The sequence below is a fragment of the Brevibacillus dissolubilis genome (genome assembly GCF_006170445.1).
GTDB classification, from domain to species: Bacteria; Bacillota; Bacilli; order Brevibacillales; family Brevibacillaceae; genus Brevibacillus_B; species Brevibacillus_B dissolubilis.
In genome coordinates this window covers 222,542-235,584 of sequence record NZ_VCNA01000005.1, presented here as the reverse complement: position 1 = coordinate 235,584, position 13,043 = coordinate 222,542, and the positions used below count along the sequence as shown (strand labels likewise).

The following is a 13,043-nucleotide window of genomic DNA, read 5'->3' as shown; positions in this document are numbered from 1 at the left end:
AGTAAATGCACAAGAGCTAACGATATCTGTTTTTTCTTAATAAAGGATCGGTTTTTATCGTATGCATGCGCATTCATTTCCTGTTTTGTCCATTTGTTTGTGTTTAATCTCGAACATAGTGTTTATTGAATTTGTTTAACACGAAGTGCTACGTTCGTGAGTCGTGTTCTATATGTAAAAAAACCATCCCCACACAGGAGATGGTGTCATCGTTCTATAGATAACTAAATAGGACTACCAGATAAATATCCGTTCGTTTTACTTCATAATACACCAAACAATACCCCCTCTAATCGGAATATAATTCCAATTAGAGGGGGTATTTTTGTTTTTATAGAAATACTAAGGCGAGGGGGATGACTATGAGATTTAATGACATTCGATCCTATAAGGACGAGCATGGAATTATAAGGCGAGTAGTAGTAACGAGTAAGGTTAAAGGCGAAACAGTCAGTAAGGCAGAGCTGATCCACGGAAACAGATACCGTGTCGAGCCCCTCAACCCTCAAAAGTTAAAGCATAGGGGACGAGCTGGGATCCTTGTCGGATTCGTTAACGACGATCTGTACAATCCTTATCAAGCGAAAATTAAATTTGAAGACTCCGGTCGAGTCGGTCGAGTTGATATTACGGATCTGATTCAGGCTTAGGTTAGATGGCTTCCATTTGTACATTGCCTGCCTAACCGTTTCTCGTTACAATGTACATGTATCATGTTTGATCGGGCGTTCCCTTTGTCTTGGCGGATGGGGGAACGTCTTTTTCTTTTGTCGTATTTCCAAAGACTGTTGTCATCATTTTGAGATGAACCATAAATAAATGGATTACTTTTTCTGCTAGCTGCTTCATCCGTTTGATGTTTCCAAGCTTCCACGATTGCTCAATTAAGTTGCCCAAGTCAAATAAAGCTAGAAACATATCACCTGTGGCAAAGTAATACTCTGACCTGGCTTCAATTAGTCGCATCACTAAACCCTGCTTATCATAATCGGTTGCATGAATTCCATCTTCTAGATCATCCCCATTGCTCTCCATGAAAACTGAAGCATCCTTGATCATCTTATGTTGTAGGTAGCTATTTATAGCTGCTGGAATTAGTTGAACTTTTTCTTCCCTCGACCTAGCCCACCCTAGATAAGTTTCAATCTGCTGAACCCGCCCTATCGTAATAAGTACCAGGAGCTTCTTCCCTTCCGCTATACGTTCGTATTCATCCCCCATTAGTGAAAGTTGCTCAATGATCTGCAATGCCTTTAAATAATCCCTCTGTCCTATACATGCTGTGATCTGGAAAACGAGAGCCTCACTCCATGCAACTCGATCATTGGTTCGTCTTGATAACCGCTCAAACTCATACGCATGATGCAATAGGCTTTTCCATTCTTCAACTATTTCGTAATACAGAAGAACTTGGCGGTATGCATCGAAGAGAAGATTCTCGCTTCCTTCTTGGCTTAGTATATTGAGATAGGGAAGAAATTGAATGAATGCTTCTCGCCCCTTCTGCCGAAGGTCCAGTTCCTTTACGATCATGAAGCGGCGATAAAGAGATAAGGCTACCCGTTCTCCTCGTTTCTGATCAATGGCAATGATTTTCTCATAGTAGGGTAATGCGGTCTTCTTCTCAGGAGTCTGGTATAGCTTCTCGGCAATGTCTAGAAGTATAGTAATGATCTTATGTTGGTCTTCATCTTCTAATAAGACATTCATTAGCATTCCAATCGTCCGATGCTTGTTCAGTAAGCTGCACTTTAGAACAAACTCCCCTAGCTTCCCCGGCCTGAGCCTTCCTTGATCATTACAACATTCTGCAATGAAGTAATCATAAAAATGCCCCTGCGGCAACTCAAACGCTTGGGTGATCGCATCCAATTGATTCAGCTGCATGGTTTGTTTAGAGTTTAGGATATTGCTGATGGTCACACGATCTAGACCAGAAGCTTTTGCCAGTTGCTTACGCTTCCAGTCTTTCGCTTCTAATAGGACTTGAATGTTCTGGCGTAACTCGATACGAATTACGTTTGGATCAATTATCAATGAAACCACAACCTCCTTCCATTTATGATCTTAATTGGAATTTCCGTTTTTGGTTTCGAAATAATAAAAGTTAATTTTGATATAAAAAAGACACCCAAACAATATGAGTGCCTAGAGAAGATTACATTTTACCAGTTCATTCCAAAATCATCCATCTTGATCGTTGAGGCTAACGCCATCAGAGTTATCAGCATGTATGAAAACTTATTTTTCATATCGGTAGATCACCTCCTTCAACAAACTGCTTTACTTCCCGCTTTTGTTCCAGAGTCGCGTAAGCAGAATTTTCATAGAAAAGGTAAAGACATTTCTTCATAAAGTTGTAGTCTTCCAAGCGTTCTGCCAGTGATACCGCACTCAGCAACTGCGGAATAGCATTGATATTTTCATCTATGCGAACATAATAGACAGCGGTTAAATAGTGGTAATACAAATAATTTTTTATTGTAAAAGGTAAATCGTTTGTAGTAATAGGTTTTAAATAGAGAGAGATGTCCTTTAGAAAAGACTGAAACTGATCATACATACTGTTTTTCAGATAACTGTTCAGCACAGGTCTAAACACTTCATCAACAGCATTTATTCTTTTAGCATAGGCGATCAGCTCTGGTATTAACTCGATTTCACCTTGATCAATCGCATAGATCATGCGGTTTCCTTTCGCTATTTCACTAAATTTTTGATCAACCGTTTCGTATTGATAAGTCAGTCGGATCGCTTCGTCTATGTTACCGATTCTGTGAAAGGAACTGGCTTTGTATAACAGGCTATAGCCATACATTTCACCATCATCTGGTTTGGTAAGAGTCACCCATAAATCTGTGATACGAGACATTCGCTCCCAGTCTTCCGTAACATAACAATATTTAGCCAAGAGCATATAAGCTTCCATTTTCAATTCTTTGTTTGGCAGCTGCTCAGCATGGTTCTCCAGTCTGACGGAAGGTTCGTAAGCTTTGCCTATATTGTCTCTGACGATCTGGAAGTAGCGCAGATACCCGATGGAGTAGTGGTCAGCCAGCGTATTCGTTTCCTCACTCACAATCCGCTGATACAAGCCTTTCGCTACTTGATACTGCCTTTGGGCAAAAAAATATTCTGCTATCTCGTACACGATTATCATATTGCTCTTTGAGAAATCAATGAGTTCAGAAACTAACTGCTCAGCGATATCTGTATACCCTACTGTATAGCTTCGGATGATAAACTCTTTTGTTTTCTCCTTCCTCAATTTACCAGTATCTGTGTTATAACACTCCCCCACATAGTTACGGTAAAAGTATCCTTCTGGTAACTCTAATGCGCTTGTTATTTCATCAAGCTTGGTCAACTTTATGGATTGCTTTTTATTTAGGAATTTGCTTATAACTGCTTCCGTCATATTGATCCTAGACGCAATTGCTTTGGCAGTAAATCCAGACTCGTTGAGTATATCTATTATTTTTTGTCTTAGCTCTACTCTTAGCTGCTCGTAGTCGATCGGAAACATTATTATTCACCCTCAAACGATATACGTATCATCCGTTAGAAAATACTTGAATTATTTACTTTTATAAATTTTACCACATGTTTCTTTATTGGGTAATAAAAAAGGCAAACACCCCTGCCCATTCCTTCTCCGGAACAGCGCAGGGGTGTCTTTTCAAATCCCCGTTCATGTTTATGGCCTAATTTTCTACCCCTTACCCTATACCTTTACCCTTTATCTCTACCTTCTTGCTCGTTCGTTTCGTATGTTTCCATTACCGTCGTATCCAATGTTCCCCTATCGCCCCTGGGTCTGTTTCGTCCGATAAAACTCGTGGAAGAGCTTCATCAGCGCACGCTTCTCGATACGTGATACGTAGGAGCGGGAGATGCCCAGTTCGCGGGCGATTTCGCGCTGGGTTTTCTCTTTGTCTTGATCAAGTCCGAACCGTCCGATGATCACTTCTTTTTCCCGTTCGTCGAGGATGTGAATATGCTGGTAGATCTTGTTGCTCTCCAGCTTGAGCTGCACGGCTTCCACCACTTCGTCGGTTTCCGTGCCGAGGACATCGATTAAAGTAATTTCGTTGCCCTCTTTATCGGTACCGATGGGGTCGTGGAGCGAGACGTCTTTTTTGGTCTTTTTCAGGCTGCGCAGGTGCATGAGGATTTCGTTCTCGATACATCGCGCCGCGTATGTGGCCAGTTTGGTCCCTTTATCCACTTGGTAGCTCTCAATCGCTTTGATCAACCCGATCGTCCCGATGGAAATCAAGTCTTCGCTGTCTTCACCCGTGTTTTCAAACTTCTTCACAATATGGGCAACCAGCCGCAGATTATGCTCGATCAGCTTGTTGCGGGCATATGGATCACCGACTGCCATCAGCTTGAGGTACTTTTCTTCCTCCACATCTTGGAGCGGTTGAGGAAAGGCGTTATTTTTCACGTAAGCAACGAACATCACCAGTTCTTTGAAGATCAGGGAAAGCGCCATGAAGATGCCAGACACAGCTTCCACCTCCTGCTGTTAAGTCACGTATATACGCTATACATATGTGGGCGGTCGCCTATGTGTGCCTGTACGAGACGAATGGGAAAAATTGCATGGCAAAAACCCTCTGTGGATGCATCGCCACAGAGGGTTACGGTAAGCAGGTGGTTAGGAAATCGGCAGGATAACCGTAAACGTCGTCCCCACTCCCAGCTTGCTTTGAATCGACATCTTGCCTTGGTGCTTCTCGATGATGCTGTTGCTGACCATAAGGCCTAAGCCGGTGCCTTTTTCTTTGGTAGTGAAGAACGGCTGACCGATTTTGGACAGGATCTCTTCTGGGATGCCGATGCCTTGATCGTTGATCTGGATGACTGCCGTCTCATCCTCCCGACAGAGGCTGATGTGGATCGTGCCGCCATCTGGCATGGCTTCAATCGCGTTTTTCACCATATTGATGAAGACCTGCTTGAGCTGGTTTTCATCGCAAGTGATGCTGATTTCTTCCGGATAGAGGTTGGTGACGATCTCTATGTTGTTCATGATTGCCTGTGTCTCCAGCAGGGTATTCACATGCAGCAGGATCGTCTGTAGGTCTTTTTGGCCGAATCTCATCTCCTGCGGCTTCGACAGAACCAATAGCTCGTTGAGGATTTCTTCAATTCGGTTCAGCTCGGACTGCATAATCCGGTAATAGGTCTCTTTTTCACTGACACCGGAGATCATCAGCTGCAGGAAGCCTTTGAGGGAGGTGAGCGGATTGCGGATTTCGTGGGCGATCCCGGCTGCCATCTGGCCGACGACGGACAGCTTTTCCGAGGTGCGCAGCATGAGTTCCTTTTGCATCAGCTCTTCTTCTGCTTTAATCCGTTTGGAGATATCGCGGGCGACACCGAGGATTTTCTCCACTTCGCCTTTTTCATTGCGGATCGCTTTGAAGGTCGTCTCAAACCAGATGTATGTACCGTCCTTATGACGAATCCGGCACGTTTTGATTTCGTGGTCGTTCTCACCACGGTTGCTGCGGGCACGGGACAGCTGATCATCGAGATGATAATAATCCATAACCCGTGTGCCAATCATCTCTTCGGGTTCATAGCCGAGCGCCGCTCTCACAGCAGGGGAAACATATTGAATAATCCCATCTGGTGTATTTAATCCGATCATGTCCATGCAATTTTCCGAGATGAGGGTGTAGAGTTCTTCTGCATCTTTGCGTTTTTGCTGTTCTTGCCGGATGAGGGTTAAGTCTTGGGTGGTGCCGATCATGCGGACAGGTCTGCCGTCTTCGTATTCGATGACCTTGCCCAATTCTTCGACGAAACGGATCGTGCCATCCGAGCGAATGATCCGAAAATCAGCGTAATAGTAGTCCCCTTCAATCCCCTCTTGGATCGCACGCTCCACATGTGGACGGTCATCGGGATGAATGTATGGCAGGCAGGTAGCAAGGGAGTAGATGCTGGTCTGATCCGTTCCCATAATATTGTGAAACTCATCCGAAGAGACCAACTCGTCTGACTCAATATTCCAATCCCAGCTTCCGATATGGGCAATCCGTTGCGCCAAGGCCAGGTGTTTTTCGCTTTTACGCAGTGCCTCTTCCCGTTCGATCCGCTCCGTAATATCACGGAAAACGCTAACAATTTCGATGATCGGTCCGGTAGCGTTTTCACGGACGGCATTGCAATTGGCTTCGATCCATAAATAAGTTCCGTCTTTTTTGCGAAAACGGAAGGTTAAACTGCGCTTCTCTGTAATCTCTGCCTCTCCGCGGTGATATGGCATAATCTCAGGCAGATCCTTAGGGTGAATATAGCTTTCGCTGTTGGTGCCAATCACCTCTTCCGGCTTGTATCCCACCAGCTTCTCGGATGCGGGAGAGACATACAGCAGCATGCCGTCCGGGCCGCATCTGACGATCATATCTGTGGAATAGTCGGCGAGCAGGCGGTATCTTTCTTTGTTTTCTCTCAACTCTTTGACCAGCTGATGCTGCTTAGTTGTCTCTTTGGCAATCCCGTAGATGCCGATGATTTCTCCATCGACAAGAATGGGTACGTTGGTGACATCCAGATGGATCAAATGTCCTTCCTTATGCGGGATACAGATCTCGTAATGCTGAACCTTGGAGCATTGGGTGGGGTCGTATTCCCGGATGAGCTGACGCATGTCCTCTTCTAGGAACATCGGGGTGATCGCAAACAGTTCTTCCGGACGATATCCGGTGATCCGCTCACAGGCCCCATTGACACTCTCCAGCTCTCCATCCAAGGTAAAGGAATACACGAGGTCAGGGTTATTCTGAAACAGGGATTTATACCGCTGCTCCCGTTCTTGTAACAGCTGTTCCGCCTTTTTCCGCTGGCTGATATCCTGAATCTGGGCCATCAAATACTGTGGGGTTCCCTGTTGGTCCCGCAGAAGAGATGCACTCAAGAGCGCCCAGACAATATGTCCGTCTTTATGAATATAGCGCTTCTCCATTTGATAATTCGTAATAAGTCCGTCCTGGAGCTGTTCTAAGAATTCCAGATCTTTCGCCAGATCTTCCGGATGGGTGATATCTTGAAAGCTGACGTTCAGCAACTCTTCTTCCGTATACCCCACGAGTACACAGAGGGACGGATTCACTTGAAAAAATCGGCCTTCATCAGAAACCAATGCCATTCCGATCGCTGCATGTTGGAACGCATGGTGGAAAAGCGTCTCAGTCTGTAATTGAACGTTCTGCATGTGGTTGGAAACCCCTCGAAATATGTCATATCGAAAAAAGCCAAAAAGAAGCAGCCCCTCGGCTACTCACTTTGGCTGTCGCACGCTCGTTTTCAGGCTGTCTTTCACCAAGTTATAAGTAGGGCTTTGGCACATCCATTGCCTATTATTAGAGTCTATTCACTATTTTAGAAATTTATTGGTAAAAAAGCAATGTAAAACGCGAAAAACCCGCTTCCTCCCAATAAGGACAGCGGATTTTTCAATGAATACAATGTGGTTAAAACTATTCTACTTTGCCGTTTTCGTCAGCAACCGCGAAGTTGTAGTTCACGGAACGGGTGAATTCGTCACCGTTTTCGTTGATGCCGGTTACATCAAAGGAGAGGTTGTATACGCCGGATTCGCTTGGTACTTCAAAGCTCGTTGTGAGGGTGTTGCCTTTTGCTGCGAGAGCGATCTCTTGACCTTTGTTGGTCTTCGCTTTTGCTTTGGTTACTTTCGCTTTCTTCACGTTGTCAGCAACCATTTTAACTTTGTCGAACTCGATGGAGAGGTCAGCCACTTCGCCTTTTTTGAAGACTTTCTTGTTGGCTTTTACCTTCGCTTTGCCTTTTGCATCGCTGTCTTGGACGTTTGCGTACATGAAGTAAGCATCGTCGTTGCCTTCTACTTCGATCGTCCAGGTACCTTTTTCAGGTTTTTCGATTTGGAAGTAGTTATGGGAAGCTTTGCCGAAGATATCAGTAGTTTCACCGGATTTGCCTTTTTTCTCAGCTGTGATGCGTTTGCCCCAAGGAGCTACGAGCACCACGTTGCTGTCTTCGTGAGCGGTCATGACATCGAGGGTGATGCTGTCGAGACCGTCTTCTACGACGAAGGTGTCTTGGGCTTGTCCTTTCACTTGACCGCCGCGCAGGATCATGTTGGAGGACTCTTGTGGTGCCTCGATGACCGCGTCTGCTTCGACTGCGTCAGCTTGTACTTGTGGAGCAGAGTAGTAGGAATAGGTGGTCAGCTTCGGATAGACCTTGCTCCAGGTTTGGGAAGCATGTCTCATCTCAGTGTGAGAGATGTCAGCTGTGAAGGATTTGATCCCCCATGGCAGGCCAAGTGCAGAGTATTCTGCTACAGCACCATCGTCTTCACCTGGGAGCACAGCGTGTGCGTACCAGTAAGCCGTACCGATTCCTTCATCGCCCCAACCTGCGGAGGTGTAGGTTCTTGCATAGTTCTTTTCAGTGCGGGAGTCTGTTTGGGAACGGAAGCTTGCCATCCAGGAGGTCTGCAGGCTGTATACCGCGTCGTCCTGTTGACCCATGATCGCACCGATCCACCAAGTCCAGCTGCCGTAGGACATGTCAGCCAGTTCAGAACCTTTGTTTGGAGTGGAGAGTTGGTGTACCACGTTTACATATGGATACGCACCATAGTGGATGAGAGCGGATTGAGTGTCGATACCGCCTTTGGAGTGAGCGATGATGTTGAGTTTAGATACGCCGTAGTAAGCAGCTACTTTTTTGATGACACTAGCCAGCATTGGACCGTTCGTCCAAGGGGATCCACCGCCGCCGTCTGCGTCTTTCAGCTGAACGAAGGCAGTACGGTAGCCCATGTTGTAAGCGGCATCATAGTAACCATTGGAGTTGTACCAAGTGGTGTAGTCAGAGTGCAGACCCTGTACGAACAGGATAACCGGCTTGCTGTAATCCACGTTTGGTGGCAGAGCACCGTGGTACCAGTCACCCGCTTTTGCTGTTGCGTTGTCATTGTGAAGCACTGGAGCTGGAGCTGCTGCACCGGCTACAGAAGGGATGGCGAGGGCCGCAACCATGACTGCGGCCGCAAGTGGACGTGCTAATACATTACGTACCATGAAAATTCCTCCTCATAATGAATATTTTTTACATACTTACATTAACTATTTTTTCTGACATTTTGTCAATGCCTATTCTATTGTGAATTTTTTTGGTTTTTGTAAAGTTACTTTGGCTGTAACATTAATATTTCGCCTGTACGGTATTGCTCTGGGGTGAAAAGCTGTGGCTGCATGTCTCCGTTAATCATCATCATCTGCTGGTCGGCGTACCATGGACTCAGGAAATGACCTGATTGACCTGGTGTATTGACATCCATCGAGTTGGTCGCAATCTGGGCGAGGTCTACGACTTGACGCCAAGGCGCAGAGCTATTGACGAGTCCGTTATCTTGTGAATAAACCATCGCGCCAACTGTAATTCGACTTCCTCCGACGGGAACCGCCTTGGTGTTGAGCAGCCAGCCCAGTGGTTTCACTGCTTTACCGATCGTATGTTGTGGGCCGAATTGGTGATAGCTGCCCCATTGCCACTTGGATGGGTCATTCCCCTGAAGTGTAACCGCCTCGTTGACCGCCTTTTGAAAACTGGTGGTAACGAGTCGCGTAAGACCGCCTGCGCCTTTGATCCAGTCGTTCTCTTGTCCGTCGGCTGCGTGCTTAAGCATGACAAAGGTGACATTATGCTGGTCGGTCATGCGCTTGTAGAGAGCATCTCCCATTTGTTCTGTGTAGAGGGTAGCCATGAGATGCTTCCACCAGAGATGAAAAAGCAGTGGGGCAGCCTGTTCGGCGCTGTCTACCTGATCCCACGAGCCGAGCATGGTGAGTGCCGCTTTTTGTGTCTCATTGAGCTGTTCTGGCTGGATGGATGGGATAATCAACGGAAGCACTTCTTCTGCCTGCTTGTTGACATAATCGGCTTGCAGGCGGCGCATGTCATCTGCGGTCAGCTTTTCTTTTTGGGAGAGCACTTCGACGATCCGGGCAGCACGGTGCGGCTCTGACCAGCTGTGGGTGATGTGATACGGGTAGGGATCCCCGATGATTTTGTTATTCGCGGTGGCGATAAAGCCTGATTGAGGATTGATCAGCTCGGGCATCTCGTCAAAAGGAATCATCGATGTCCACTCATACTCATCGGTCCAGCCCGGTACGGGGAGCAGACCATCTCCTTTGGCGCGGATCGGGACATCACCTGTCGCGTGGTAGGCGATGACGCCGTCTGTACCTGCGTAGACGAAGTTTTGGGCGGGCAGATGGTAGTCCTTGAGCGCTTCACGGAACTCCTGCCAGTTGCTTGCCTGATTGATCCGTAAAAAAGTATCCAACTCGTTAGACGGGTTGTAGACGGTCCATTTGAGCGCGAGCGCTTCTTGGGGACGGTCGCCCTCTGCTCCTGTCACCTCGGAGACGATCGGGCCGTGATGGGTAACGACGACCTCCAGCGGGATCGATGGTTTGTCTTTGACCTTGATCTCCTCTTGGAAGACTTTGGCGTCTAGCCACTTTCCATTGTACTCGAATTGCTGCGGGTTGTCGGGATTGCGTTTTTCGATATAGAGGTCTTGGACATCGGGGTTGACATTGGTCACGCCCCAGGCGATCTGCTCGTTATGTCCGATCATGATGCCTGGACTGCCGGGGAAGGTGACGCCGATCACATTCAGCTTCTCTTCGGGGCCGTTTACGATGAGGTGGGACTGGTACCAGATGGATGGGGCGGAGATGCCCAGATGGGGGTCATTGGCGAGCAGTGGTTTGCCGGATGCGGTCTTGGTACCGGAGACGACCCAGTTGTTGGAGCCAAGCGACTCATCAGGGAAGACGGCGGCCTGCATCAGACTATCGAGATTCACCCCTGTGCCGCTTGGGGGAAGCTCACGGTTGGGCATCTTGTTGGACGGGGTCTCATCGTCTGGGATGATCGTAACCGCCCCCACTGGATAGACAGGCAACAGTTGACGGGCCAGCTCATCCCCTACCTTTTGGCGAAGCTGATACAAAAACACCTCGCTCGCCCACGTCCGGTTGAGCTGGTAGGCCATCAGCTTGTAGATTGCGACCGTATCAGCCGGTTTCCATGCTTCCGGCTGGTAGCCAAGCAGACTGAATTCCGGCGGCAGCTTATTTTCGCCGATCGCTTCGGCTATGTATGTGTTGACCCCTTCGGCATAGGCCATCAGCGCGACACTGGTGTCATGTGACGAGACTTCGACCGATTTTTCACCCATACGGTAGAGCTGCAGGGTACGGAAAAATGTATCGGTCGCCACCTGTGACTCCCCCATCACTTCAGACAGGCGGCCTGCCACTGCCCGACGGCTCAAATCCATCTGCCACAGACGGTCTTGGGCGGTCACATATCCCTGTGCCACATACAGGTCCTGGCTGGTCTGTGCCTCAATATGCGGCACACCACGCTTGTCACGGTACACCGTCACCGGGTAATCTAGACCTGGGATGATGAGCTGTCCACTGGTGATGGGAAGACTCTTTGCGGCATACATGTATACGCTTACAAAAGTACCTCCAACCACAATACCAAGTCCAAGCAGACTATATAGGAGCCACCGCCTCTTTTTCACTGGCTTCGCTGTTGGTACAGGAGTCACGGGCTGACTGGCATTGCTTACGTCTGACATGTTGCTGCTCCTCCTTTTTCCATAAAAGCAGATTTGTGTAAATCTTCAAAAAATGAGTATGATATCATTCCCATTTAAGAACGTTTTGGGGAAAAGGTCAATGTTTATCTTTGAAATGAAAAAAGGACGCCCTTGCATTGTGGTCAAGGCAACGTCCTCTCTATAGCGTTTCCTGTGCGAAGGAATCGTACTTCTCCTTGGCTTCCCTTTGCAGCTTATCGAACCGGACCTTATAATGGCCTTGAAGAAACTTGGCTTCATCGCGATCCTTTTTATCAATATTGTACTTACCTTGGTAACCATAGACCACCCAGTCTCCTTGCTTCACACCACTTTCTAAAAACAAGAGGTATGTTGCGTCTTTTTCCATAAGTCGATATCCATCTGTTGAGAAATACGTATCAGCTATTCCTTCCTCAACAATTCCAGCTGGCTCATAGACGGTAATCTCGTCACCCGGTTTGAATTGCGTTGTTTTATCGTTTTTGTATACTTTGTTGATTTTAAAAGTAGTTTTGGTTAACGCATCCATCGTGATACCCAATTGCTCATTCTGCATGGGTTCGACTTGTTGGGTCACAACTTCTCCGGTAACAATCAGTTTTGCTTTTTCATGGAGCTCGCCGATATTTTCGAATTGTCGGGAGGATGTATAACCGATCGCAACATCCGTTTTGAACAGTTGATAGGAACCTACTCCTACCACTAGACCAAGTGTTCCAAGCGCTACCATTTTCATGATGTTCTTTTTCATGAATCACCCGCTCCTACTACCTAATATCCCACCGTTACAGGTAAACTCGAACTCGTTGATATCGCCAGCAATACTTTTGACGAGATACCATTCTAACTTGTTACATGCTATCAACGATGCTTGTGTATACACCTCTTGCCGTACGCGATAAAAAAGATTGCTGATCGTTATTCAAAAAAATAAGCTTTTTTTGCCCCATGGAAAGTTTTTAAGCAATGCTACGCTTCTTTTATGGGGGACGTGGAAACCCTAGAGAGAGACGGGAGTGTTGCTGCGATGAGTAAAGGGAGTGCGATCGAGTTGGAGAGCAGATTGGATATGGTGCGGGATGATGTGCTGGAGTTCCGGGCGCAGATGGCCGAGTTCCGCACAGATCTAACCCAGATGAGTATGGAGCTGACCGAGATCAAGGACGATCTTGACAGTCTGAAAACAAAAGTGGACGTGCTTGCGTCTAACCATACGCTACTAGTGGGCGAACTGCATGAGCGCACCAAGATCACCATTCACTTGCGCTATACGGAGATGGATGGAGCGGGCACCGATTGGACGGGCTTTGATCAGCCGCCAATCGTGGTGCAGGATGGAGCGACAGCATCTGATCCGATGCAGTAAGAA

At 47.1% G+C, this 13,043-nt stretch carries 8 protein-coding genes; 1 reads left to right on the top strand and 7 read right to left on the bottom strand.

From position 1 onward, the window contains the following. Positions 1-711: 711 nt before the first annotated feature. The 7 genes from FGI41_RS12020 to FGI41_RS11990 all read right to left on the bottom strand — a co-directional run bounded on the left by FGI41_RS12020 (position 712) and on the right by FGI41_RS11990 (position 12,425). On the bottom strand, positions 712-2,037 hold the full coding sequence (locus FGI41_RS12020) for a helix-turn-helix transcriptional regulator (RefSeq protein ID WP_176560249.1): 1,326 nt from the start codon (positions 2,035-2,037) through the stop codon (positions 712-714). Between the two features lie 211 nt (positions 2,038-2,248). Further along, complete coding sequence (locus tag FGI41_RS12015; RefSeq protein ID WP_139490385.1) at positions 2,249-3,526, bottom strand: helix-turn-helix transcriptional regulator; 1,278 nt, start codon at positions 3,524-3,526, stop codon at positions 2,249-2,251. Positions 3,527-3,802: 276 nt separating this feature from the next. Further along, a complete protein-coding gene (sigK, locus tag FGI41_RS12010) occupies positions 3,803-4,513 on the bottom strand; it encodes an RNA polymerase sporulation sigma factor SigK (protein WP_139490384.1) in 711 nt (236 codons plus the stop codon). Between the two features lie 150 nt (positions 4,514-4,663). Then, positions 4,664-7,231, bottom strand: a complete 2,568-nt coding sequence (locus FGI41_RS12005; protein ID WP_139490383.1) for a PAS domain S-box protein — start codon at positions 7,229-7,231, stop codon at positions 4,664-4,666. 265 nt (positions 7,232-7,496) lie between these two features. Beyond that, positions 7,497-9,086, bottom strand: coding sequence for an esterase/lipase family protein (locus FGI41_RS12000; RefSeq protein WP_139490382.1), 1,590 nt, complete (start codon positions 9,084-9,086; stop codon positions 7,497-7,499). A 107-nt stretch (positions 9,087-9,193) separates the two neighbouring features. Next, positions 9,194-11,671 carry a penicillin acylase family protein gene (locus tag FGI41_RS11995; protein WP_139490381.1) on the bottom strand — a complete coding sequence of 826 codons (2,478 nt, stop codon included), beginning with the start codon at positions 11,669-11,671 and terminating at the stop codon, positions 9,194-9,196. 160 nt (positions 11,672-11,831) lie between these two features. Further along, positions 11,832-12,425 (bottom strand): hypothetical protein, encoded by a 594-nt coding sequence (locus FGI41_RS11990; RefSeq protein ID WP_139490380.1) that lies wholly within the window; start codon positions 12,423-12,425, stop codon positions 11,832-11,834. Positions 12,426-12,701: 276 nt separating this feature from the next. On the opposite strand from FGI41_RS11990, the gene FGI41_RS11985 reads away from it, so the two are divergent. Then, positions 12,702-13,040, top strand: coding sequence for a hypothetical protein (locus tag FGI41_RS11985; protein WP_139490379.1), 339 nt, complete (start codon positions 12,702-12,704; stop codon positions 13,038-13,040). Positions 13,041-13,043 lie beyond the last annotated feature (3 nt).